The following is a 24,683-nucleotide window of genomic DNA, read 5'->3' as shown; positions in this document are numbered from 1 at the left end:
AATCATTTCCTTTTTTTGTATTGCGATTCGTCAAGAATACTCCTGTAACCTCTCTCCGAAAGCTGAGCCTTTGAAAGCTTTTTCGCGGTGGTTTCAGCCGCCGTATAAAACTGCCTGCCGATTCCCGCCCCGAAAAATACCGCTACCGCAGTCATAACCAGATAGTTCGGTTCAACCATATCAAAGCCAAGCAGAAAATACATAACTGCCGCAATTGCCGCCGCCGGAAGTATAAAATACCATTTCAGACCATACCGTCTTGTATATCTGAAAGCCGTATACAGCGTACCGAGAGGATAGACAAAAAGAAATCCGAGAATAAACGGTATCAGCGAACGGCTGACCTCCGTCGTAAAAAAGAATATCCCATATGCCGCTGCCGCCCATACCGCAATATGTACCGCGGCAACCGTTTTGGGTCTGTTATAGTCTTTAAGCTTTTTCATCAAGCTTTCGCCTTACATATCCGATCTGCGCCATAACGGATTCCGGAGCAGGTCCGCCCGCTGCCTTTCTCTGCATTACGCAGGCCTCAAGGCTGATAGCGTCGTAAATATCCTCCTCAAAGGTATCGCACAGCGACTTGTATTCCTCAAGCGGCAGAGTTTCAAGAGTAAGATTCTTTTCAATACAGGTATGCACCAGCGTTCCGGTTATCTTATACGCGTCCCTGAACGGCAGACCCTTCTTTACCAGATAATCGGCGCAGTCGGTAGCGTTAATAAAGCCCCTTGCCGCCGCGTTTCTCATATTTTCGGGAATGACCTTCATTGTTTCGATCATCGGGATAAAGGTGGTAAGACAAAGCTTAACGGTATCAACCGCGTCGAAAATTGCTTCCTTATCCTCCTGCATATCCTTGTTATAGGCAAGGGAAAGTCCCTTCATCATCGTAAGCAGAGTCGTAAGATCGCCGTATACTCTGCCTGTCTTTCCTCTTATAAGCTCGGTAATATCCGGATTTTTCTTCTGCGGCATAATGGACGAGCCGGTAGCATACGCGTCGTCAAGCTCTATAAACTTGAATTCCCACGAGCACCACAGCACAATTTCCTCCGAAAATCTCGAAAGGTGCATCATAAGAATCGAGATTGCAGAAGCAAGCTCTATGCAGAAATCCCTGTCGGAAACTCCGTCAAGCGAATTCTGAGTTATCTCGTCAAAGCCCAGCAGCCCGCAGACCTTCTGCCTGTCAATGGGATAAGTAGTAGAGGCGAGCGCTCCGCTTCCGAGCGGCATTATATTGGTCCTCTTATATGTATCCTCCAGCCTGCCCAGGTCCCTGAGCAGCATCTGAGCATACGCCATAAGATGATGTGCAAAGGTTATCGGCTGCGCTCTCTGAAGATGAGTATAGCCCGGCATTACGGTATTGAGATTTTTTTCGGCAAGACCGCAAAGCGTTTCCGTCAGCTCCCTGACAAGCTTTTCGATCTCTTTTATCTCCGCCTTTAAATACATTCTCAGGTCGAGAGCAACCTGATCGTTTCTTGAACGGGCGGTATGAAGTCTTTTTCCCGCGTCGCCGATTCTGGCTGTCAGCTCCGCCTCGTTGAACATATGAATGTCCTCCGCGGTCGGATCAAATTCAAGCTTTCCCGATTGTATATCCGCAAGAATCACTTTCAGTCCGTCTATGATTTTTTCGCTTTCGGATTTGTCTATGATCCCGCATTCACCGAGCATTTCGGCATGAGCGATGGAGCCTTCAATATCCTGTTTATACATTCTTGCGTCAAAGGAAATGGACGAATTGAAGTCGTTTACCCTTTCATCTATTTCCTTTGTAAATCTTCCTGCCCACATTTTTACTGACATTTTTTCAACCTGCCTTTGCTTATAATTATCCTTATTCTCCCTGCCGATACCGCTTCATCAATAGTATTAAACCACCACTTAAGTGGTGGTTTAATCAAAGCGCGCGTCGATTTTTAAAGCGTTTACTGTGCCGGAGCGTCATTTTTCTTTTTAGTCAGATAGTGAATAGAGGTAAGCGCAATAACCGTGAAAACAACCGCCGCCGCGAAAATAGCGGCAATGTAAAGCATGATGTCGCTTTCAGAGCTTGCAATATTTTCTATTTCCCTTATCTCGGCTCTGGTAAGATCAAAATCTTCGATAGCCGCGTCGCTGAAATCGCCGTACTCGTCGATGATCTTCACACCCAGCGCCAACAGCGAATTAACTTTCATAGATATTAAAATAAGTATTGTGCTTACGCCCATGAACAGCGTCCTGAAAACAACGCTTACTTTTTTGCAGTACCGCTGCGCAATACAGCTAAGTACGGTAGAAACCACAGCTCCCACAGCCATAAACCTGAAAAACTTCACCGAAACGCTGACTGCGCCAAACAACTCCTCGTCGTCTCCGCCGTTCGAATCCTCAATGGCAAGCATGATAAGACCTACAAAAGCAACGATCGCGAAAACCGCCGTCGCGATTACAGCAATTCTGAACAGTATTGCTATTTTTGAATTTTTCGTCATAAATTACCCCTCGCTTATATTAGTTTATATCGAAACAGGTAAAGCGCACGGACAGAATAACCGTATTGCAAATTATTCTGCCCTGCACTTAAATTTTGGGTCAAATCCCCTTTTCATGCTGCTCCAGCAGCTTTGAGATCTCAATTCCGTTGATTTTCAAACCGTCTATCTTGCAGTCGTTTATCTCAACGTTTGAAAGATCGCAGTGAATAAACTGGGAATTTTTCAGATCGGGGTTCTTAAACTCTACATTGTTCATGATCGAGCAACCAAAACGGGTGTTGCTCATATTGACACCGAGAAATCTGGAATTTACCATATACATATCGGTAAAATCCCCTTCCGTCATACTTATATTATTGAATTTCGCGCTGTCCATGTTGACATCGTCAAAAACAGCTTCCTTCAGATTTACATTGCTGAACTTAGCTCCGCCGAGATTCACGTCCTCAAACGTAGAATTCGGAAGACTGTCATATGATATTTCAACCTTTTTATCGAAAGCGGGCTCAAATGCCTTGCTTGCGTCTGACATACCAAAAACCTCCCTCATCGTAACTGATAATTAGCATATAACCGAAAACGCATATTCAAGCGGCTATGGTCGTGCCGCCGCTTTTTCCCATAGCGCTCCTGGAATTTCCGGATACCGATCAGCGTCTTTTCTGATCGAGCTTTGCCTTAACCTTGATAGGCAGACCGAACAGATTAATAAAGCCTGCGGAATCAGCCTGATTGTATACGTTGTCCTCATCAAAGGTCGCTACCTCTTCGTCGTAAAGAGTATACGGAGAAGTTACGCCGGCGTTGATAATGTTGCCCTTGTAAAGCTTGAGCCTTACGTCGCCCGTAACAGTTTTCTGAGTTTCGGTAACAAACGCGCTCATAGCCTCTCTCAGGGGAGTATACCACTGACCGTTGTATACTATATCCGCAAATTTAATTCCCAGATACTGCTTAACTCTGGAGGTTTCCTTGTCAAGAGTGATTGTTTCCAGCACCTCGTGAGCATGGTAAAGGATCGCTCCGCCCGGAGTTTCATAAACGCCTCTGGACTTCATTCCCACAAGACGGTTCTCAACCAGATCGGCAAGTCCGATTCCGTTTGCTCCTCCAAGCTCGTTAAGCTTTGCAACCAGCTGAACGCCGTTCATTTCGACGCCGTCAACAGCGGTAGGAACACCCTTTTCAAAATGAATCGTTACATATGTAGGCTTGTCGGGAGCGTCAATAGGAGATACTCCCATTTCAAGGAAGCCGGGCTTTTCATACTGCGGCTCGTTCGCGGGATCCTCAAGGTCAAGGCCCTCGTGTGAAAGATGCCACAGGTTTTTATCCTTGGAGTAGTTGGTTTCCCTGTTTATTTTAAGAGGAATGTTATGCGCCTCCGCATATTCGATCTCCTGCTCTCTGGACTTGAGATCCCAGATCCTCCATGGGGCGATTATCTCCATATCCGGAGCGAAAGCCTTGATCGCAAGCTCAAATCTTACCTGATCGTTTCCTTTTCCTGTGCAGCCGTGACAAATCGCGTCCGCTCCCTCCTTGATGGCGATCTCCGCGATTCTCTTAGCGATGATCGGACGCGCAAAGGAGGTGCCCAGCAGATATCTGTTTTCATAAACGGCTCCCGCCTGCACCGTCGGGAATACGTAATCCTGAATAAACTCTTTCTTCAGGTCCTCGACATAAAGCTTTGAAGCTCCGGTCTTGATAGCCTTTTCCTCAAGGCCGTCAAGCTCCGTTCCCTGTCCGACATCTCCGGAAACAGCGATAACCTCGCAGTTATTATAATTTTCCTTCAGCCACGGAATAATGATTGAAGTGTCAAGACCGCCGGAATAAGCCAGAACGACCTTTTTGATTTCCTTTGCCATTATAAATTCCTCCGTTACAATTATATTTATGGTAATAGTTCATGTAATAATCCGCATTACATTCACCATTATACACCATTGCTTTGTAATGTCAAGTGGTTATACACAAAAGTTTTATTTTTATACATAATTCAAGCTATTTAGTGTATAAAAATATATTTTATACGAAAATTTATGCATTAGGACTGTTATTATACATTTCCTGCGCATAAACCGCCGGCGTCAGAATAAAGCAGCTTCCGTACGCATATAATCTTTACAAGCAAGACTTTCAACGGCAGCTTAACCAAGCCGCTTATCACAAACGCTTAAATAAATTATATCATACGCGCATATTAAAATCAAGTGCAAATTGCGTTTTTTCGGAAATCAGCAAGCCTGACGCGAGGCATTGCAATTTTTCACCCTGCATGATATAATAATTACAGCTATCCGTTTTTCAGCGGAGAACTTTTATCACTTTTATAAAGTCAACGAAAGGATGCGCATACGATGAGCAACGCAAAAACATTTGACCAACTTGGATTTACTAAAACAGCGCCGGACGAACTTGACAGGGACGGCAATATCAATCCCTTTAAAATGATAGGCAAGGACTGGATGCTTGTTACCGCCGGAAACGAGAGCGGCTGGAACACAATGACCGCCTCATGGGGCTTTATGGGAGTTATGTGGGGCAAAAACGTCGCCGTTGCCGCGATAAGACCTCAGCGGTACACTAAGGAGTTTGTGGACAAGGCGGAATATTTCACTCTCAGCTTTTTCCCGGAGGAATACCGCTCCGCTCTCGCGTTCTGCGGAAAATACAGCGGCCGCGACAGGGATAAAGCCGCCGAAACCGGTCTTGTTCCGCTGTTCGCCGAAAATACGACCGCCTTTGAGCAGGCTGAAACGGTTATTGTTTGCAGAAAGCTTTACGCTCAGGACATGAAGCCCGAATGCTTTACCGACGTTTCCTGCGACGGGCAGTGGTATCCGAACAAGGATTATCACACCGTATATGTAGCTGAAATCCTGGCTGTATACCGTAAGAAGCATTAAGGCTGCCGCGGAGATAAAAACGCTTGAATCCAATTTTCTAAAATACCGTTCATTCAAATATAAAGCCGTTCAGCGGAGCGTAAATATCCGCTGAACGGCTTTTATTTTCTGTATCTGAAAGCACAGCGTTAAAGACGGCTTCAGCCAAGAATTGTTCCTCCGCCTACGACATAATCCCCGTCGTAGAAAACCACCGCCTGACCCTTTGAGACCGCGGTATGCGGAGAATGAAACTCAACCCTTGCGCAATTATTTTCAAGGGGATACACCGTACATTCCGCCTCCCTCTGATGATACCTAGTCTGGGCGGTACATTCAAAGGGCTTATCCGGCTTATCGAACGGAATATAATTTACATCTCCGGCTATAAGCGAATTACACACAAGCTCGTCCTTTGTACCCAGGATCAAAATGTTTTCCGATATGTTCTTATCTATTACGAAAAGCGGCTCGCTGTAGGAAACTCCTATCCCCTTGCGCTGTCCTACCGTATAATTTATCAGACCCTTATGCTCTCCTAAGTATGTTCCGTCGCTCATGCGTATCTCGCCTTTTTTCTGTTCTCCCGAACGTCGGATTATAAAATCCGCATACCTGCCGTCCGGAATAAAGCAGATATCCTGACTTTCCGGCTTGGACGGATCAGCAAGACCTCCGGCGGCGACTATGTCCCTTATCTCAGCCTTGCTCTTTTCTCCCGCGGGAAAAATCGTATGGGCAAGCTGATCCTGAGTAAGCGAATAAAGAACGTAGCTCTGATCCTTTGCCCTGTCCGCCGCTCTTTTCAGAAGCCATCTTCCGCTTTCGCCGCAGTATTCCTTTCTGACATAGTGACCGGTAGCTATGTATTCGTAGCCCAGCTCCCTGGCTTTGTCAAGAAACGCGCCGAATTTAAGATACCTGTTGCACTCCACGCAGGGATTGGGCGTTCCTCCGCTGAGATAGGTATTCACAAAGCTGTCCATTACCTTTTCCTTGAACTCGGCGGAAAAATCAAATACATAGAAATCTATTCCAAGCCTGTCAGCCGCAAGCCCCGCGTCCCTTACGGCGTCGTTTTCTTCATCTGAAGCAAGCTTCATTACAGCTCCGCCGCAGCTATAGCCTTGATCCAAAAGCAGCCTTACTGCCGCCGAGCTGTCCACGCCTCCGCTCATTGCGGCAAGCGCTCTTTTGTTTCCGTTGCCGGTCACGATCAACTCTCCTTTCAGCCTTGACAATCATGACATTCGCCGCAGCTCTCGCAGCCGGCTGTCGGCTCCAAAGCAATGCCGTTCTTTTTACAGTAATCGGCAATAGCCGCCTTCATCGCCTGCTCAGCAAGGACTGAACAGTGCAGCTTTGCGGGCGGAAGTCCGCCGAGCTCCTGAACTACAGCCTTGTTTGTAAGCTTAAGAGCTTCCTCAAGGCTTTTTCCTTTTATCATTTCCGTCGCGGCGGAAGATGTCGCTACCGCGGCGCCGCAGCCGAAGGTCTTGAACTTAACGTCTGAAATAACGTTTCCGTCCACCTTAATATACATCTTCATTATATCCCCGCACTTTGCGTTTCCAACCTCTCCGATTCCATCGGCGTTTTCAATTTCGCCCACGTTTCTCGGATTAGCGAAGTGATCCATTACCTTTTCACTGTATATCATTTTTATCAGCCTTTCTCTATACTTCAATATTTTCAGTCTTGCATATTCTCTCCCAGAGCGGCGACATATCCCTGAGCCGTTTTACCGCCGCCGGCACCGTTTCAAGAATATAATCTATATCCTCCTCGGAGGTTTCTTCGTTTATAGTCAGCCTGAGAGAGCCGTGAGCGGTTTCGTGAGGAAGCCCTATAGCAAGCAGCACATGAGAAGGATCAAGAGAACCGCTTGTACAGGCTGAGCCTGACGAAGCCGCTATCCCGTACATATCAAGCATAAGCAGCAGGCTCTCTCCCTCGATTCCCCGGAAAGAAACATTAACATTTCCCGGAAGCCTCCTGATACGATCGCCGTTAAGCCTTGTCTGCGGAAGCTTCAGTATTCCGTCAATCAGCCTGTCCCTCATTTTCACAAGCCTCTCAGCCTTTGCGGGAATATCCGAACAGGCGTCCGTTACAGCCGTACCTAGTGAAACTATTGCCGGAACGTTTTCTGTTCCCGCCCGTTTGTTTCTTTCCTGCGCTCCTCCGTAAATCAGATTGGGTATATTGAGCCCCCTTCTTATATAAAGAGCCCCCGCTCCCTTTAAAGCGTGTATCTTGTGCCCCGAAAGTGAAAGCAGATCAATATTCATTTTCTTGACGTCTATTTCCGTATTTCCTACAGCCTGAACCGCGTCGGTATGAAAGATAACGCCCTTTTTGCGGCAGACCTCACCTATCTGAGCTATCGGCATGATCGTTCCGATTTCATTATTAGCAAACATAACCGTAACAAGGCAGGTATCCGCGCGAATCGCTTTTTCCACCTGCTCGGCCGTAATAAGTCCGTTTTCGTCAACCGGGATATACGTTACCTCAAAACCGCGCTTTTCAAGATAGCGGCAGGTATGAAGCACGGCGTGGTGCTCTATCGCGGTCGTTACTATATGCTTTCTGCCCTTTTCCTCACCCTTTTCAGCGCAGCCTCTTATCGCCCAGTTGTCAGATTCGGAGCCGCCTGCGGTAAAGTATATCTCGTCGGCGTCGGCGCCCAAAGCCCTCGCAGTCTGCTCCCTTGCCCTGAGAACCGCCTTTGCCGCGTTCATTCCCATTTCGTATATGCTGGAAGCGTTGCCGTATTCCTCGGTAATATACGGCATTGCCGCGTCAAGCGCCCTTTTTGAAACCTTGGTTGTCGCCGCGTTGTCAGCATAAACAAATCTTTTATCCAAGATAATCAGTCCCTTCTGCCGAATACTTCTTCCGCCCTTCAAGCCGGAGCGCTGACGGTCGGTATCGGCTTATAAGTAATTATATACCTTTCGGACAAGGATTACAATAGCGTTCAATAAAAATTTACTAATTTATATATGAATAATATGAAATTTAATCAATATAAGCTTTTATCTCTGTAAATTCCAGATTTCAAAATCATATAAACAAAGTATGATTATAATTTCATTTTCTGCGATTCAGCTACCGCCAGCTGATCGCAGCGTTCGTTTTCAGTATGTCCGGCATGACCCTTTACCCAGATAAAATTCACCTTATGCACATCAAGCAGCGCCAGCAGCATTTCCCACAGGTCGGAATTAAGCGCTTTTTTCTTATCGCCTTTTATCCAGCCGTTAGCCTGCCACTGCTTAGCCCAGCCCTTTGTTACCGCGTCGATAATATATTTGGAATCGCTGTAAAGCTCGACCTCGCAGGGCTCCTTTAAGGCCGACAGTCCGGTTATTACGGCAGTAAGCTCCATACGGTTGTTGGTCGTTTCCCTCTCCCCGCCTGAAAGCTCCTTTACGCTGTCCTTATATCTTAAAATCACGCCGTAGCCGCCGGGACCCGGATTTCCCGAGCAGGCTCCGTCGGTAAATATCTCCACCCTTTTCATCGTACAAACCCTTTCTTATTCTGCATTGATCGTTTTTGATTATACCATGAATTTAAACATTTGACAAGCGCTTCGCCTCGTCATGACCGGCCGCAGACCGCGCAAAGCTCCCTGTACGAACGGCCGCTGAATTTTATCCGCCCTCTCCAGTTGAAAAATTCCGCCTTATGTGATATAATAAAATTCATGATCGGCTTAACAAGCCTTAAGAAGTCATTAAAACCATGGGACAAATCCCATAAAAAACAAAATGCCGTATGCAGTACGCAAAACGGCATTTTATACTGCTTTTGCAAATCAAAGAAGGTGCTTTTTGTGAACGAAAATAAAACTGCCTCCGACGAAAAGCTCGGCACGGAAAATATATGGCGGCTGATATTTTCAATGGGAATACCTACGCTTGTCGCGCAGGTCATCAATCTTCTGTATAACATTGTAGACAGAATTTATATCGGACACATCAAGGATATAGGAGCGTCCGCTTTAACAGGCGTTGGCCTGACAATGCCTGTGATAGTTATAATTACCGCGTTTTCAATGTTTATCGGAGGCGGCGGTCCTCCTCTCGCGGCAATCTCACTGGGAAAGGGAGATCGCGAAAAGGCTGAAAAAATACTGTCGAACGGTTTTACTGTTCTTATCTGTCTTTCGGTAATTCTCTCCGTGCTGTTTATGATAATAAAGAAGCCCTTTCTGTATATGATAGGCGCCAGCGACTCCACCTTCCCCTACGCCGACGAATATCTTTCCATATATCTTCTGGGAACGGTTTTTGTTCAGATCACCGTAGGACTGAACGCCTTTATAACCGCCCAGGGACGCTCAAACACAGCTATGCTTTCCGTGCTTATAGGAGCCGTCCTTAATATCGCTCTCGATCCCCTTTTTATTTTCGTATTCGATATGGGCGTCCGCGGCGCGGCAATCGCGACTGTTATCTCACAGACCTTCAGCGCCGCATGGGTCATCAGATTCCTGACGTCCGAAAAAGCCGATCTGAGAATAAAAAGAAAGTATCTCCGCCCTCAGGCGGCTGTGGTAAAATCCGTTGCCGCGCTTGGAATCTCGCCTTTCGTAATGCAGTCAACCGAAAGCCTTATTTCGATCGTTATGAACAGCGGACTTCAGAAATACGGCGGCGATCTATACGTCGGCTCTCTTACGATAATGCAAAGCGTAATGCAGATAATGACCACTCCGGTATCAGGCTTCGCTCAGGGAATCTCGCCTATAATAAGCTATAATTACGGCGCCGGAAACACTGACAGAGTAAAAACCACCTTCCGCAGGCTTGCCGCATTGATGTTCGGCTATACCTCGATTATAGCTCTGGCGGCAATTCTATTCCCGCAGATTTTTGCCGGAATGTTTACCAACGACGCGGAGCTGATAGGTCTTACCTCGCGCGTACTGCCCATATTCGTTTCCGGAATGCTGATCTTCGGAATCCAGCTTGCCTGCCAGAACACCTTTATGGCGCTGGGGCAAGCGAAGATATCCTTATTTATCGCCATGCTGAGAAAGGTCATTCTCCTTATCCCTCTGACGATAATTCTGCCGAGATTTTTTGGAGTCATGGGAGTTTATTATGCCGAGCCTGTTTCCGATATTACAGCGGCCTTAACCTGCGTCATACTTTTTACTTTGAATTTCAAAAAAATACTTTCCCACGCCAGCTGACAAAAAGCCGCGCGCCTGTCCTGATTTTTCAGGTTCCGGCGCGCGGCTTCGCTTTTACTGTCTTACTCCGTTGGAATCAAATGTATATTTCTTTCCGTCAATAGTTTTTGTGGTGTCCGTATAGGGAGTTCCGTCGTCGCGGCAATAGTAGCGTCGGGAATTCCATTTTACCCAGCCGCTCTTTATATATCCTTTTTCTCCGATAACGTAATAAACTCCGTCTATATAAACAGGGCCTCTAAGCATAACTCCGTTTTCAAGGAAATATTTCTTTCCTCCTATTTCGGTCCAACCGTGCTGAAGCTTTCCGCCGCTGCTGAAATAATATTCAATACCGTCTATAGTTGTCCAGCCCGAAGCCGCTTTTCCGCTGCCTTGGAAATAATATGCGCCGTCGTCGGTATTGACCCATTTATCTGTAACCATACCGTTTCTGCTCATATAATAGACCGAACCGCCCTCGGAGAATATTCCGTTTGCAAGCCGGCATTCGTCGTCGAAATAGTAGCTTTTGCCGTCTATCTCCCGCCAGCCCTTTACAGCGTAGCCGTCGGCGTCAAAATAATATGTATACCCGCCTGAGGTTTTAAAATCCTCCCTTACCCAGATGTCGTCATTTTCTTCATTCCTGCTCTGAGCAAACCGCAGACCGTCCTCGGTTTCCGTAAGTCCGTCGGCAAGCGCGCCGTCCTCAGAAAAAGTGTATTCCTCGCCGTCAATAACAACTGTTCCCGTTGCCGCGGCTCCGCAAAGTCCGAAATAATAACGCTTCTTATCTATGGTTTTCCAGCCGGTAGCCTTCAGACCTGTTTCCTCGTCAAAATAAAACCTGTATCCGCTTATCTCCTGCCAACCGGCAACCATATGATTACTCTCGTCAAAATACAGCTGATAAAACAGCTCTTTGCCCATCTTTTTATAGGCTTCAAGCATAAAGGCGTCATAGGTTCCGTCCTCATACTGCTCTCTTATCTCATCAAGCCTTTCGGTTTCCTTCCCCGAAAGCTCTGTCTTTTCGTCTGTCTGCGCTTTAAGCTCCTTATCGAAAAGCTTTGAATCGCTCTTGAACTGAGCTATCTTTTTCTTTTCGTCCGCGCCGTATTTATAGACCTTTATCCAGCCCTCCGCGGCATTGTGAGCTATCGGATCAAAATAATAGGTTTCTCCGTCCCAATCCATAAAGCCGGATTCTACCACTCCGTCCTGCCCGAAATAATAGGTCTTGCCTTTTATCTCCTGCCAGCCCGAAAGCAGTCTGCCCTTTTTGTCAAAGTAATAATAGCGCTCCTTTATCTTTACAAATCCGGTATCAGCCGCTCCGTCCGAAGCAAAGTGATATTTATAGCCGTTATCCTTGAACCAGCCGGTATCCATGATTCCGTCGTCAGAAAAGTGATACCGCTTTTTCCCGATGGTTTTCCATTTCTTCACCATCTTATATTCGCTGTCGAAATAATAGGTTTTCCCGTCTATTTCAGCAAAGCCTATGCTGAAAGCTCCGGTAACCTCGTCGGCGTGCATATAGTCGCTGCCGTCCTTTTTCCAGCCGGTAAACATCGCGCCGTTATCGCTGAAATAGTAGCGTCTGCCGCTTATATCCTGCCAGCCGGTAACCATATGCCCGTCCGGAGCAAAATAATAGGTTTCTCCGTTTATTTCAAGAAATCCCACAGCCATCTCGCCTGTATTCTTGAAGTAATACTGTATTCCGTTTATCTCCGCCCAGCCGGTTATCCTTTTTCCGTCAGCGTCGTAGTAATAATCTCCGCCGTTTACTTTGTTGAATCCCGAATCGGGGAAACCATAGTCGTTGAAATAGTATTCTATTCCGTTGAAATCTCTCAGTCCGGTGCGGAAAATGCCCGAATCGTCCGCAAAATAATACTCCTCGCCGTCTATCTCGACTCTTCCTCTTACCATAACTCCGGATTTGTCAAAATAATAGGTTTCGCCTTCGTATTCCTGCCAGCCTGTAAGCATATAGCCATTTTCATCAAACAGATAGGTTGAATTGCTTATAAGCTGCATTCCTGTAGCCCGTTCCCTGTCGCCGCTGAGGATATAATATGTACCCCCGTCGGCGGTATGCCAGCCGGGAGCATAAAACATTCCGTAATAAAAATAGCCTCCGAAAGCCGCGCCCATAACGACAGTACACGCCGCTGCCGCCGCGATTATCCGCTTTCTGCCCTTGTCGGAGTTCCTGCCGCCGCTAAAAGATCCGGTTATTGTACTCATAGTAACGCCCGCTGTTCAGAGCAGCCGCTCCGCAGCGCAGACCTGCACCTGCCTTTCAAATGATATATCGTAAAATCCCGTAATTATATTCAATTAAATTATATCACAGTATACCCGGTCTGTCAAACGAAAATCCTGTGAAAATAACATGATAAAAATATTCGCTGGACTGTCTGATGAAATTTTCATTGCTGCCGAATTCCTTTACAGAACGGCAACGCTTCGCCGGACAACCTGCGAATACATACGCCGCGGCATAAGCTCAATACTCGTTGTCTATCTGGATAACGCAGTTATAACGCTCGTCGGCCTGCGAAAGCTTTTGCTTTATTTTCTGAATATTTCTTTCAAGCTGCGCGTCGGAAATTCCGTAAGGGACTACCATGTCAAATATAAGGTTTATCTGGTTCTCGCCGTCAACGATTCTGAAATCGTGAATACTATATTCCGAATTGGTATCGGCCACTGCCTGAACTACCTGTCCTTTTATCTTATCCGACCGCTCGCAGTTTACCGACACCGGGTCCATATGAATTACCATATGTATCCCCATTTCAGCTTCTATTCGCTTTTCGACGGCGTCTATTACCTCGTGCACCGCGACTATGTCGGAATCGTCGGGCACCTCAGCGTGGATCGACGCCATTACACGTCCCGGACCGTAATCGTGCACGATAAGGTCATGAACTCCCGTTATGCCCTCGCCGTTAAGCACCCTGGAGGATATTTCATTTACAAGCTCCCTGCTTGCCGGAGTGCCCAGCAGTATTCCTACGGTATCCCTGGCTATATCAAAGCCTGTTTTCATAATAAGCAAAGCAACTACGGTTCCGACTATTCCGTCAAGCGGAGGAAATTTAATAAACTGCCCGATAACGGTTGTAAGTATGACCGCGCTTGTCGCGATAACGTCGTTAAGCGAATCACGTGCCGTCGCCTTCAGCGTTGAGGAATTTATTTTTTCGCCCATATATCTGCCGCTGAAGTACAGCCACACCTTGACCAGCACCGAAAGCGACAGCAGTACTGTAATAGGCAGACTGAAATTCAGCTCCTCCGGCTCGAAAATTTTCACCGCCGAGCTTTTAAGCAGTTCAAAGCCCATAAGCAGAATAATAAAGGAAACTATCAGCGAGGATATGTATTCAAGCCGTCCGTGTCCGAAAGGGTGCTCCCTGTCCGGACGTTTTCCGCTCAGCTTAGTACCGATTATAGTGACCAGCGACGATCCCATATCAGACATATTGTTGAAAGCGTCGGATATTATCGCTATGCTGTTCATAACCGTTCCGGCGCACAGCTTAAGCGCAAAGAGAAACGTATTGCAGATTATACCCAGCGCTCCGCCGAGTATGCCGTAGCGTTCCCTTACCTTTTTGTCGGATACGTTTTCGCTGTCTTTTATAAAGCGTTTTACTATTAATTTTATCATACGCCATAGCCTTTCGTCAAACATACGGTCAGAAAGTTTCCGCCGTTAAACTTTATTATACTATTATGCCGGAGCCGTGTCAATGTGAATACGCGAAAAATTTTTCAGAATTGCCTGTATGTTATTGCGCCGCCGGCGCGTTTTATCTTTTTAGAATAAAAAATTCCCGAAAGCTTAACTTCCGGGAATTTTCCGCTGTCTGTTTAAATTTAATAAAGTGCCGGCTCGGTCTGGGTATGAGCGCTTTCATTCTTAACCACCTGAACGTTATTGTAAACGTCCATACCTGTACCGGCAGGGATAAGCTTACCGATAATAACGTTCTCTTTAAGACCCATAAGCTTATCGGTCTTGCCCTTGATAGCAGCGTCGGTAAGAGCCTTTGTAGTCTCCTGGAACGAAGCTGCCGACAGGAACGAATCGGAGTAGCTTGAAGCCTTTGTTATACCCTGAAGCACAGGAACGGTAGTAATAAGCCTTGCATTGATATCCCCCGCGTCGATCTCCTTCTGTATCTCCTCGTTTATCTCAGCGATTTCATGCTTGTCAACCAGCGATCCCGGCAGCAGGTAGCTCGAACCTGAATCCTCTACCTTTACCTTCTTCATCATCTGGCGTACAATAACCTCGATATGCTTGTCGTTGATATCAACGCCCTGCAAACGGTAAACCTTCTGTACCTCGGTAATGATATAATTCTGAACAGCCTGAACGCCGTTTACCGCAAGAATATCGGCAGGATTGAGAGAGCCTTCGGTAAGAGCGTCTCCGGCCTTTACAAAGTCGCCGTCATGTACCCTGACCTTATAGCCGTAAGGAATAGTATAGCTTTCCTGATCGGGATCGTTCGTATCCTCGCTCGTAACAACGATCTGCTTGGTCTTTTTGACCTCTTCGATCCTAACTGTTCCGTCAAGCCTTGTAATGATAGCCGCACCCTTCGGACGTCTGCTTTCAAACAGCTCCTCTACACGTGGCAGACCCTGTGTAATATCCTCCGCCGAAGCGATACCGCCCGTATGGAAGGTTCTCATCGTAAGCTGAGTACCCGGCTCGCCGATAGACTGGGCGGAAATTACGCCGACAGCCTCTCCGACCTGAACCTCCTTGCCGTTCGCAAGGTTGGCTCCATAGCACTTGGCGCATACGCCGTGCTTCGCCTGACACTGGAGAACGGAACGTATCGCGATTCTGTCCTTGCCCTCCGCCTCGAGCGCGGCGCACACCTTCTCGGCGTCATGCTCGTTCATAAGCTTGGTATGTGAAACTATCATTTCTCCCGTCTTAGGATCCTTGAGATCCTCGACAAGATAACGTCCCACAAGACGCTCTGCGAGAGGCTCGATCTTCTCTCTTCCGTTGCGTATTTCAAATACGTCGATTCCATGATGAGTTCCGCAGTCCTCCTCATGGATGATAACGTCCTGGGAAACATCTACAAGACGTCTTGTAAGGTATCCTGAGTCGGCGGTACGCAGAGCCGTATCGGCAAGTCCCTTTCTGGCTCCTCTGGAGGAGATGAAATATTCCAGAATATTAAGGCCCTCACGGTAATTCGACCTGATAGGCATTTCGATAGTTGAACCTGAGGTATTGGCGATAAGTCCTCTCATACCTGCAAGCTGACGTATCTGGTTGATAGAACCGCGGGCTCCCGAATCCGCCATCATATTGATCGGATTATAGGGATCAAGACCCTCTTTAAGAGCCTCGGTAACCTCGTCGGTTGCGTTGTTCCATATCTCGATAAACTTCTTTGACTTTTCCTCTCTGGAAATATAACCTCTCTTATACTGTCTGTCGATAACGTCTACCGCGGCGTCAGCCTTGGCAAGTATATCCTTTTTCGCGGCCGGAATTTCAGCGTCGCATACCGCTACGGTAATAGCCGCCTTAGTGGAATACTTGTATCCCAGAGCCTTTATTTTATCCAGCACCTCGGAGGTTGCCGCTGTTCCGTGCTGATGGATACATCTCTCGATAAGATCCGACATCTGTCCCTTCTTTACAAGGAATGATATTTCCAGGTCAAACTGCTTATCGGAATTGGTTCTGTCAACGTATCCCAGATCCTGAGGGATATGCTCGTTGAAGATAAGACGTCCGACTGTAGCGTCGATAAGCTTGGAAACCTGTCTGTCGCCTACCTGCCTTGTTATCTTTACCTTGATGGCGGCATGAAGCGAGACCACGCCCTGATCGTATGCCATAAGAGCCTCGTTCACGTCCCTGAAAACCTTGCCCTCGCCCTTTTCGCCCGGCTTCTGCAAGGTCAGGTAATAAGAGCCCAGCAGCATATCCTGCGAAGGAACCGCGACCGGACGTCCGTCCGACGGCTTGAGCAGATTGTTTGCGGCAAGCATAAGGAATCTTGCTTCCGCCTGAGCCTCTGCGGAAATCGGAAGATGAACCGCCATCTGGTCGCCGTCGAAGTCAGCGTTAAACGCGGTACATACCAGCGGATGAAGCTTGATGGCTCTTCCCTCGACCAGCACCGGCTCAAACGCCTGGATACCGAGTCTGTGAAGCGTAGGCGCACGGTTAAGCATTACAGGGTGACCCTGAATCACGTTTTCAAGAGCGTCCCATACCTCCGGCTTGGCTCTGTCCACCATTTTTCTGGCAGACTTGATGTTTATTGAAGGATTTGTATCAACAAGCCTTTTCATAACGAACGGCTTAAAAAGCTCCAGCGCCATTTCCTTGGGAAGTCCGCACTGATACATTTTAAGCTCCGGACCTACAACGATAACCGAACGTCCCGAATAGTCAACGCGCTTACCCAACAGGTTCTGACGGAAACGTCCCTGCTTTCCCTTAAGCATATCTGAAAGCGATTTGAACGCTCTGTTGTTTGGTCCTGTAACAGGTCTGCCGTGACGGCCGTTGTCGATAAGCGCGTCAACAGCCTCCTGAAGCATTCTCTTTTCGTTTCTTATGATAATATCAGGCGCTTCAAGCTCCAGCATTCTCTTTAAACGGTTATTTCTGTTGATAACGCGTCTGTAAAGGTCGTTAAGGTCGCTGGTTGCGTATCTGCCTCCGTCCAGCATTACCATCGGACGAAGATCGGGAGGGATAACCGGAACAACGTCGAGTATCATCCATTCCGGACGGTTGCCGGAAAGCCTGAAAGCCTCGACGATCTCAAGCCTCTTCAGAAGCTTGATCCTCTTCTGACCCGACGGCAGATCCTTGAGCTCAGCCTTCAGCTCGGCGGAAAGCTTGTCAAGATCGATCTCCTCCAGCAGTTCCTTAACCGCCTCGGCGCCCATTCCTGCCTTGAAGCCGTCCTCCCACTTCTCTCTGGCCTCTATATAATCCTTTTCGCTGAGAAGCTGACACTTTGTCAGACCGGTATCGCCCGGATCAATTACTATATATTTTGTGAAATAAAGAACCTCTTCCAGCCTTTTCTGTGAAATTTCAAGCATCTGTCCTATTCTGGACGGAGTTCCCTTGAAATACCAGATGTGCGAAACCGGAGCGGCAAGCTCGATATGACCCATTCTCTCGCGTCTTACCTTGGAGCGTGTTACCTCAACTCCGCAGCGCTCGCAGACCTTTCCCTTAAAACGTATCTTCTTATATTTTCCGCAGTGACATTCCCAGTCCTTCTGCGGTCCGAATATTCTTTCGCAGAACAAGCCGTCCTTTTCAGGCTTTTGCGTACGGTAATTTATTGTTTCAGGTCTTTCTACAACACCATACGACCATTCTCTGATTTTTTCCGGTGATGCAAGTCCGATTTTTATTGATTCAAAAACGTTAAATTCCAAAAATAGTACCCTCTTCCTGTATAGTTTTTGGTTACGAATGTCCGCTTAACGCATAGCTCCGCAGACGTGAAAGCGTCCGCGGCAATGCGAAAATCCTTTGTTTATACCAGTCGTTTGCTTTACTACCGGTATTACTCCTCGTCATCACTCAGGAATAAATCTGTATCGTCGAGATCGTCGGCAAAATCGTCGTCTGAATCAAGCTCAAGCTCGGATATTCCGTCCTCGTCCTCAGCCATAAAGCCTTCGTCGAGATCTCCGTCGTCAAGGCTGAAGTCCATATTCTCCTCCGCCTCGGAAGCCGCGTGAGGAACAAAATCGTCATCGTCGTCAAACGACTGCTTGAGGTCGATCTCCTCGTTGTTGATATTGAGTACCTTAATATCAAGACCAAGCGACTGAAGCTCCTTGATAAGAACCTTGAACGCCTCGGGGATTCCCGGTCTGGGAACATTCTGTCCCTTGACGATAGCCTCGTAGGTCTTGACGCGTCCGACGGTATCGTCGGATTTAACGGTAAGGATCTCCTGAAGAGTGTAAGCCGCGCCGTAAGCCTCCAGCGCCCAAACCTCCATTTCTCCGAATCTCTGACCGCCGAACTGTGCCTTACCGCCGAGAGGCTGCTGTGTTACCAGCGAGTAAGGACCTACTGAACGGGCGTGGATCTTATCGTCAACCAGATGGTGAAGCTTGAGATAATACATATATCCGACAGTTACGCGGTTGTCAAACTTCTCGCCGGTTCTTCCGTCGTAAACGGTAAACTTTCCGTCCTCGCTCATTTCAAGAGCGCTTGGATTTATAACTTCGTCCATCGTATGGAGAGAGAACTCGTCGTCCTTGTGCTCCAAATGCTTCTGCTGAGCCTCTCTGAAGCACTCCCTGATATCCTCCTCGTGAGCTCCGTCAAATACCGGAGTCATTATCTTCCAGCCCAGCGCCTTAGCCGCCATACCGAGGTGTACCTCAAGCACCTGACCGATGTTCATACGGGAAGGTACGCCCAGAGGGTTAAGCACGATATCGAGCGGAGTTCCGTCCTCCAGGAACGGCATATCCTCCTGAGGAAGAATACGGGAAACTACGCCCTTGTTTCCGTGGCGTCCCGCCATTTTATCTCCGACAGAGATCTTTCTCTTCTGCGCTATATAGCATCTTACAAGCATATTTACTCCGGGCGAAAGCTCGTCGCAGTTCTCGCGGGTAAATACCTTTACGTCGATAATTGTTCCCGCTTCTCCGTGAGGCACCTTAAGGGAATTATCCCTTACCTCTCTCGCCTTTTCGCCGAAAATAGCCCTCAGCAGTCTTTCCTCCGCCGTAAGCTCGGTCTCGCCCTTGGGAGTTACCTTTCCTACGAGAATATCTCCGGCTCTTACCTCGGCTCCTATACGGATAATACCGTTTTCGTCAAGGTCCTTAAGAGCGTCCTCTCCTACATTGGGAATATCTCTTGTGATCTCCTCGGGTCCCAGCTTGGTGTCGCGGCATTCGATCTCGTATTCCTCAATATGAATTGAAGTATATTTATCCTGCCTTACCAGGTTTTCGTTAAGCAGAACGGCGTCCTCATAGTTATAGCCCTCCCAGGTCATAAAGCCTATAAGAGCGTTCTTTCCCAGCGAAAGCTCTCCGTTGGAGGTAGCGGGACCGTCGCCTATAACCTGATGAGCCTCTATTCTTTCGCCCTTTTCAACTATCGGGCGCTGATTTGTACAGGTTCCGGCGTTTGAACGCTTGAACTTGGTAAGCTGATAGGTACGCAGATTTCCGTCGTCCTCGCGGACAACTATCTTATCCGCGTCTACGCTTTCAACTACGCCTGCCTTTTCGGAAACCACCGAAACGCCAGAATCGACGCAAGCCTTGTACTCCATACCGGTTCCCACTATAGGAGATTCGGTTTTCAGCAGAGGAACAGCCTGTCTCTGCATATTTGAGCCCATGAGCGCGCGGTTCGCGTCGTCGTTCTCCAGGAACGGGATACACGCCGTAGCCACGGATACTACCATCTTAGGAGATACGTCCATAAAATCTATCTTATCGCGCTCGATCTCAAGGATCTGGTCACGGTATCTTCCGTTTACCTTTGCCCTTGCAAACTTATGATCCTCTGTAAGAGGCTCGTTTGCCTGAGCGACCATATAATTATCCTCAACATCGGCGGTCATATATACAACCTCGTCGGTAACAACGCCGGTTTCCTTGTCCACCTTGCGGTACGGAGCCTCGATAAATCCGTACTCGTTGATTCTCGCAAAGGAAGCAAGATAAGAGATAAGTCCGATATTAGGACCTTCAGGAGTTTCAATAGGACACATTCTTCCGTAGTGGGAATAGTGAACGTCACGCACCTCAAATCCGGCGCGGTCACGGGAAAGTCCTCCGGGACCGAGGGCGGAAAGCCTTCTCTTATGAGTAAGCTCCGCAAGCGGATTGTTCTGATCCATAAACTGCGAAAGCGGCGACGAGCCGAAAAACTCCTTAATCGCAGCGGTTATCGGTCTGATATTGATAAGAGCGGCAGGGGTAACTACCTCCATATCCTGCGACTGAATATTCATTCTTTCGCGGATCACTCTTTCCATTCTGGTGAAGCCGATTCTGAACTGATTCTGAAGCAGCTCGCCTACCGAACGGATACGTCTGTTGCCCAGATGGTCTATATCGTCAACCGTTCCTACTCCCTCGCAGAGATTGAGGAAATATGAAACGGTAGCGATAATATCGTCAATGGTTATATGCTTAGGAACAAGCTCGTCCGCTCTTGCCTTCACATTCTCCATCAGCTCCTCCTCAGAGTCGGACTCCTCGAGGATCTCCTTAAGAACGTTAAAGGACACCTTCTCATTGATACCGAACTGCGCTACGTCAAAGTCAACATATTTTGTTATATCGACCATGCCGCTTCCGATGATCTTGACTTCGCGCTCCTCCATTTTAACAACGGTTTCGCCGGTCGACGGAGAAGTAACAAACTCCTTAGCCTCTACGGTAACGTAAGCCTCGTAAACGCCTGCGGACTCGATCTCCATAGCGCGCTCATAATTAATGAACTCGCCTGCCTCCGCCATTATTTCTCCGGTAAGGGGATTAACTACGTCACGGGAAACGGTATGTCCCGAAAGACGGGAGCCTACGCCCAGCTTCTTATTGTATTTATAGCGTCCGAACCTTGAAAGGTCGTATCTTTTCGCGTCAAAGAACAGATTGTTCAGATGAGTTACCGCGCTGTCTACTGTAGGAGGCTCGCCGGGGCGAAGCTTCTTATAGACCTCAAGCAGCGCCTCTTCGCGGTTGGCGGTCTGGTCCTTCTGCAGAATCGTCTGATTGATCCTTTCGTCCGAACCGAACACCTCTTCAATTTCCTCGTTTGTACCGAGTCCGAGAGCGCGGATAAAGGTAGTCAGCGGAATTTTTCTGTTCTTGTCTATTCTTACATAGACAACGTCGTTGGAATCCATTTCATATTCCAGCCACGCGCCGCGGTTAGGAATAACCGTCGATTTGAACAGATCCTTTCCGGTTTTATCCTTGTCAAAGGAGTAGTAAACGCCCGGCGAACGCACAAGCTGAGAAACAATAACCCGCTCAGCGCCGTTGATAACAAAGGTTCCGCTGTCGGTCATCATAGGGAAATCGCCCATGAATACTTCGGATTCCTTGATCTCTCCGGTTTCTGTATTGTTAAGCCTGGCGGTCACTCTGAGAGGAGTAGCGTAGGTAACGTCCCGCTCCTTGCACTCGGCAACCGAATACTTAGGCGTATCGTCAAAACGGTAGTCTACAAAATTAAGCTCAAGCGTACCGTTGTAGTCGGTAATCGTAGACACATCTCTGAATACCTCTTTAAGACCCTCTTCCAGGAACCACTTATACGAGTTTTTCTGCACCTCGATAAGATTAGGGATCTCCAAGACCTCATTGATCTTCGCAAAACTCTTTCGGGTATTTTTGCCAAGCTTCACGTCCTTGACATTCACCATAGGCTCAATCACTCCTTAAATTTATCCGGTATACCGTTTGACGCCGGACATCTGAAAACATCCGCCGGCAAAGATTTACACATTATTCAGAATTTTCAGCAGTTTTCATTGATGAAAATCAATAAAAAAGGTGTAAAACTCCATTATGATACAGTATACTATTATATAATATACTAAATCAAAAGTCAAGAGCTTTACACCCTGCAAATATCAGATTTTACGTTTTGCACAAAAACCGCAGTTTTCGACCCTCAAAGTTCTATAATGACAGTTCCGTGAGCGTTCTGTAAATTTTTCATTAAGCGTTGACGCTCATTACATTTTCAAGCTCGCTGTAAAGCTCGTTATAGGTTTTGCTGTCGCACCTGTAGGACGAATACTCAATATCCTCCTGCTTAAAGCCTTCATTTGAATTACCTACCAAGCAAAGAATGTTTCCTCTCTGCAATTTATCCTCATCGTAATTCTTAACCGCCTGAAGCTGTACCGTAATAACCGTTCCGTCCTCCTCCGTTAGAGTAAACACAGGCATTTCTCCGCCTGACAGAATATCGTAACCGGAGTCAAACTCAATTTCCGTACTTTCGTTTACGGCTTTGTTATAAAGCGATACTATCCGATTTTTCTGCTCCGCATCGTCCACAGCATATTTCGGCTTTTCTTCGGGGGAGCATTTTTCCATAAAGCACTCGACAGAATACTGAGGATATCCGTCAGAAACCTCGGAAATCTGCTCCGCCGGCTTTGCAGTCAGAGCTTCGTCCTCACCAGTCTGACCGCAGGCAGTCGCCGTCAAAGTCAGCGCCAATGCCAAAAAAACTAAAGTCTTTTTCATAAAATCACCTCGTTTTTCGTCGTTCACAAGCAGAGCACTAATGAAATCACAATCGCTTTATTCAGCAGTCGCCTCCTGAACCGCTTCACACAGCGCGCGGTAATTTTCCACGCTGGTGCAGGTATAATCCACGGCAGTATCTGAATCCGCTTCTCTTACCGTAACCTTACCAGGCTCGGATGAATTATTATCAATATAACTTCGGTAACTGCGTAAATCTATGCTGAGCGTCTGTTTTCCCTCCTCATAGACTTCTATGTTCAGCGATATGCCGCCTGCCCAGCCTTCCTCTTTAGCCTTCTGCAAAGAATATTCCATCTCATCAGACCTATCCTCAAGAACGGCTTTGCACAAGGAATCAAACTTCTCCGCCATATCCCCGCTGACCGTCACACGCTCAGAAGCGCCGCTAATGTCATTTTCAGGATTATAGATTCTGTACTCCTTGCTTACATGAGCAGCGTTTTCGGCGGCTGAAAATTCAGCGCCTGCATTTTCGTCGTTTCTTTCCGAACTCAACGACGAATCCTCCACATTTCCGCAGGATACCAGCAACGCCGCTGCAAATGCCAAAACTAATGTTAAGCGTTTCATTACATCATCCCCTTGTCAACTATTCGCAAGATATTGAAAACTATATGCATAGCTCATGTCTACATAGCATTCATTTTTCCCATACCCGTCATTAACAATCATATCATTGCGTACTTCGCTACCATTGACAGTTATATATCTGTATCCATAGCAAAAAACTGCATGACCAATATTACTGCTTGATGGATTAGGATAATAGCATATGATTGCTGGAACCTTCGCAGAACCTATTATCATTCTCGCTAAACCATATATTGACAACCCAGTTCCTTGAACAAGTCTTAAATCTGATTTATTTTGTGTATCCAAAAAAGCATTTAAACCTAATTTTAATGAATTAGAAGTTCCATACGGAGAATTAGGATCTGATTTATCAGGACAATTTGAGCCATTTAATTGTATGTATGACAATAAGGCATTAAAAAATGAACGAGAATTATTCTCAAAAAAAATGTTTGTTAAGCATTTTTCCTTAATATCAGAATAATAATAAACAAGAATTAATGCCGCTAAAGAACAACATTTTGTATTATCATCATTATATGCGTAATACCTTTTAGGTAAAGGCAATTTTATAGCTTCAATTTCAGGAGTTGAGGCTGCTTTAATATTTATTTGAGAAATTGAGCTGGCATTTGATGCATTGTTAATCTGTTTTTTAAAGCTTATACTGCATTCTTTAAATTCTTCACTTGTGATTTTCTGGTTACTTGAAAAATGTGCAAAATCTCCGTTAAAATCACGATAGTAATATTCAAACGGACCAATATAATAAATATTTATGCTTTCAGGTATATCTTTAAAACTAGGAAATCCACTATCACTGTACTCAATGGTAATTCCATTTTTATCAGAAATTAAATACCCATTAGTAAATTCATAATAATAAGCAACGATTTGATCATTCGAATCATACAAGGCCCTTTTTTGGACAAAGTCTCCAAAATTCATTGTATCAATAATAAGCTGTATATCATAAGAATAATAGTCATCCGAGTTTACAACAGATTGAGCAAATACAGATAATGAACTTGAAATACACAATACAACTGTCAATAAAATCGTTAATATACGTTTAAACATTTTGACCACATCCTTCCTTGTAATAATTATACTACATATAAAGATATAAGTCAACTTTCCACAGAATTTACAGGTTCATATTTGTATGCTTCACTAGATTCTGTCTGCATAGTTTGTATAGTTTCACCTAAGCTTTTACAA

General features: G+C 46.6%; 18 protein-coding genes. 2 read left to right on the top strand and 16 right to left on the bottom strand.

The window, feature by feature from the left end; all coding sequences use genetic code 11:
- Positions 1-2: 2 nt before the first annotated feature.
- The 5 genes from EIH25_RS00430 to EIH25_RS00410 form a co-directional block, all read right to left on the bottom strand.
- Positions 3-446, bottom strand: coding sequence for a hypothetical protein (locus EIH25_RS00430; RefSeq protein ID WP_124097973.1), 444 nt, complete (start codon positions 444-446; stop codon positions 3-5).
- Positions 433-1,818, bottom strand: coding sequence for an argininosuccinate lyase (gene argH / locus EIH25_RS00425; protein ID WP_124097972.1), 1,386 nt, complete (start codon positions 1,816-1,818; stop codon positions 433-435). The genes EIH25_RS00430 and argH overlap by 14 nt, the downstream gene beginning before the upstream one ends.
- A 122-nt stretch (positions 1,819-1,940) precedes the next feature.
- Positions 1,941-2,489: a hypothetical protein gene (locus tag EIH25_RS00420; protein ID WP_124097971.1), complete on the bottom strand. Its 549-nt coding sequence runs from the start codon at positions 2,487-2,489 to the stop codon at positions 1,941-1,943.
- Between the two features lie 100 nt (positions 2,490-2,589).
- A complete protein-coding gene (locus tag EIH25_RS00415) occupies positions 2,590-3,024 on the bottom strand; it encodes a pentapeptide repeat-containing protein (RefSeq protein WP_124097970.1) in 435 nt (144 codons plus the stop codon).
- Positions 3,025-3,142: 118 nt separating this feature from the next.
- On the bottom strand, positions 3,143-4,366 hold the full coding sequence (locus tag EIH25_RS00410) for an argininosuccinate synthase (protein WP_124097969.1): 1,224 nt from the start codon (positions 4,364-4,366) through the stop codon (positions 3,143-3,145).
- Positions 4,367-4,858: 492 nt separating this feature from the next.
- On the opposite strand from EIH25_RS00410, the gene EIH25_RS00405 reads away from it, so the two are divergent.
- Positions 4,859-5,407 carry a flavin reductase gene (locus EIH25_RS00405; RefSeq protein ID WP_124097968.1) on the top strand — a complete coding sequence of 183 codons (549 nt, stop codon included), beginning with the start codon at positions 4,859-4,861 and terminating at the stop codon, positions 5,405-5,407.
- A 140-nt stretch (positions 5,408-5,547) separates the two neighbouring features.
- Here the strand turns inward: EIH25_RS00405 and mnmA are convergent, their stop codons facing one another.
- The 4 genes from mnmA to rnhA all read right to left on the bottom strand — a co-directional run bounded on the left by mnmA (position 5,548) and on the right by rnhA (position 8,915).
- Positions 5,548-6,627: a tRNA 2-thiouridine(34) synthase MnmA gene (mnmA, locus tag EIH25_RS00400; protein ID WP_243113052.1), complete on the bottom strand. Its 1,080-nt coding sequence runs from the start codon at positions 6,625-6,627 to the stop codon at positions 5,548-5,550.
- On the bottom strand, positions 6,615-7,046 hold the full coding sequence (gene nifU, locus EIH25_RS00395) for a Fe-S cluster assembly scaffold protein NifU (RefSeq protein WP_124097967.1): 432 nt from the start codon (positions 7,044-7,046) through the stop codon (positions 6,615-6,617). Before nifU ends, mnmA begins: the two co-directional genes overlap by 13 nt.
- A gap of 16 nt (positions 7,047-7,062) precedes the next feature.
- Positions 7,063-8,256 carry a cysteine desulfurase NifS gene (nifS, locus tag EIH25_RS00390; RefSeq protein ID WP_124097966.1) on the bottom strand — a complete coding sequence of 398 codons (1,194 nt, stop codon included), beginning with the start codon at positions 8,254-8,256 and terminating at the stop codon, positions 7,063-7,065.
- A 218-nt stretch (positions 8,257-8,474) separates the two neighbouring features.
- Positions 8,475-8,915 carry a ribonuclease HI gene (rnhA, locus tag EIH25_RS00385; protein WP_124097965.1) on the bottom strand — a complete coding sequence of 147 codons (441 nt, stop codon included), beginning with the start codon at positions 8,913-8,915 and terminating at the stop codon, positions 8,475-8,477.
- A 315-nt stretch (positions 8,916-9,230) separates the two neighbouring features.
- On the opposite strand from rnhA, the gene EIH25_RS00380 reads away from it, so the two are divergent.
- Positions 9,231-10,595, top strand: a complete 1,365-nt coding sequence (locus EIH25_RS00380) for an MATE family efflux transporter (protein ID WP_243113051.1) — start codon at positions 9,231-9,233, stop codon at positions 10,593-10,595.
- A 54-nt stretch (positions 10,596-10,649) separates the two neighbouring features.
- Here EIH25_RS00380 and EIH25_RS00375 read toward each other — a convergent pair whose 3' ends face one another.
- From EIH25_RS00375 to EIH25_RS00345, 7 genes are all read right to left on the bottom strand, one after another.
- The gene (locus EIH25_RS00375; RefSeq protein WP_124097963.1) at positions 10,650-12,833 is read right to left on the bottom strand and encodes a cell wall-binding protein; all 2,184 of its coding nucleotides are present in this window, start codon (positions 12,831-12,833) and stop codon (positions 10,650-10,652) included.
- Positions 12,834-13,095: 262 nt separating this feature from the next.
- Entirely contained in the window at positions 13,096-14,265 is a 1,170-nt protein-coding gene (locus EIH25_RS00370; protein WP_124097962.1) for a cation diffusion facilitator family transporter, read from the bottom strand.
- A gap of 209 nt (positions 14,266-14,474) precedes the next feature.
- Complete coding sequence (gene rpoC, locus EIH25_RS00365) at positions 14,475-18,044, bottom strand: DNA-directed RNA polymerase subunit beta' (protein WP_124097961.1); 3,570 nt, start codon at positions 18,042-18,044, stop codon at positions 14,475-14,477.
- A 131-nt stretch (positions 18,045-18,175) separates the two neighbouring features.
- Positions 18,176-22,030 (bottom strand): DNA-directed RNA polymerase subunit beta, encoded by a 3,855-nt coding sequence (locus tag EIH25_RS00360; protein ID WP_124097960.1) that lies wholly within the window; start codon positions 22,028-22,030, stop codon positions 18,176-18,178.
- A gap of 298 nt (positions 22,031-22,328) precedes the next feature.
- Positions 22,329-22,865: a hypothetical protein gene (locus EIH25_RS00355; RefSeq protein ID WP_124097959.1), complete on the bottom strand. Its 537-nt coding sequence runs from the start codon at positions 22,863-22,865 to the stop codon at positions 22,329-22,331.
- A 57-nt stretch (positions 22,866-22,922) separates the two neighbouring features.
- A complete protein-coding gene (locus EIH25_RS00350; protein WP_124097958.1) occupies positions 22,923-23,459 on the bottom strand; it encodes a hypothetical protein in 537 nt (178 codons plus the stop codon).
- Positions 23,460-23,474: 15 nt separating this feature from the next.
- Positions 23,475-24,542 (bottom strand): hypothetical protein, encoded by a 1,068-nt coding sequence (locus EIH25_RS00345; RefSeq protein WP_124097957.1) that lies wholly within the window; start codon positions 24,540-24,542, stop codon positions 23,475-23,477.
- Between the last annotated feature and the right edge of the window lie 141 nt (positions 24,543-24,683).

Origin of the sequence: Ruminococcus sp. Marseille-P6503 (genome assembly GCF_900604945.1) — a bacterium.
Classification (GTDB): Bacteria; Bacillota; Clostridia; order Oscillospirales; family Ruminococcaceae; genus FB2012.
This window is presented reverse-complemented; position numbering and strand designations above follow the sequence as displayed.

Excerpts from the sequence above, each read along its gene's own strand:
- EIH25_RS00430 (WP_124097973.1), bottom strand. The coding sequence starts at position 446 with ATGAAAAAGCTTAAAGACTATAACAGACCCAAAACGGTTGCCGCGGTA.
- argH (WP_124097972.1), bottom strand. The coding sequence starts at position 1,818 with ATGTCAGTAAAAATGTGGGCAGGAAGATTTACAAAGGAAATAGATGAA.
- EIH25_RS00420 (WP_124097971.1), bottom strand. The coding sequence starts at position 2,489 with ATGACGAAAAATTCAAAAATAGCAATACTGTTCAGAATTGCTGTAATC.
- EIH25_RS00415 (WP_124097970.1), bottom strand. The coding sequence starts at position 3,024 with ATGTCAGACGCAAGCAAGGCATTTGAGCCCGCTTTCGATAAAAAGGTT.
- EIH25_RS00410 (WP_124097969.1), bottom strand. The coding sequence starts at position 4,366 with ATGGCAAAGGAAATCAAAAAGGTCGTTCTGGCTTATTCCGGCGGTCTT.
- EIH25_RS00405 (WP_124097968.1), top strand. The coding sequence starts at position 4,859 with ATGAGCAACGCAAAAACATTTGACCAACTTGGATTTACTAAAACAGCG.
- nifU (WP_124097967.1), bottom strand. The coding sequence starts at position 7,046 with ATGATATACAGTGAAAAGGTAATGGATCACTTCGCTAATCCGAGAAAC.
- rnhA (WP_124097965.1), bottom strand. The coding sequence starts at position 8,915 with ATGAAAAGGGTGGAGATATTTACCGACGGAGCCTGCTCGGGAAATCCG.
- EIH25_RS00375 (WP_124097963.1), bottom strand. The coding sequence starts at position 12,833 with ATGAGTACAATAACCGGATCTTTTAGCGGCGGCAGGAACTCCGACAAG.
- EIH25_RS00370 (WP_124097962.1), bottom strand. The coding sequence starts at position 14,265 with ATGATAAAATTAATAGTAAAACGCTTTATAAAAGACAGCGAAAACGTA.
- EIH25_RS00360 (WP_124097960.1), bottom strand. The coding sequence starts at position 22,030 with ATGGTGAATGTCAAGGACGTGAAGCTTGGCAAAAATACCCGAAAGAGT.
- EIH25_RS00355 (WP_124097959.1), bottom strand. The coding sequence starts at position 22,865 with ATGAAAAAGACTTTAGTTTTTTTGGCATTGGCGCTGACTTTGACGGCG.
- EIH25_RS00350 (WP_124097958.1), bottom strand. The coding sequence starts at position 23,459 with ATGAAACGCTTAACATTAGTTTTGGCATTTGCAGCGGCGTTGCTGGTA.
- EIH25_RS00345 (WP_124097957.1), bottom strand. The coding sequence starts at position 24,542 with ATGTTTAAACGTATATTAACGATTTTATTGACAGTTGTATTGTGTATT.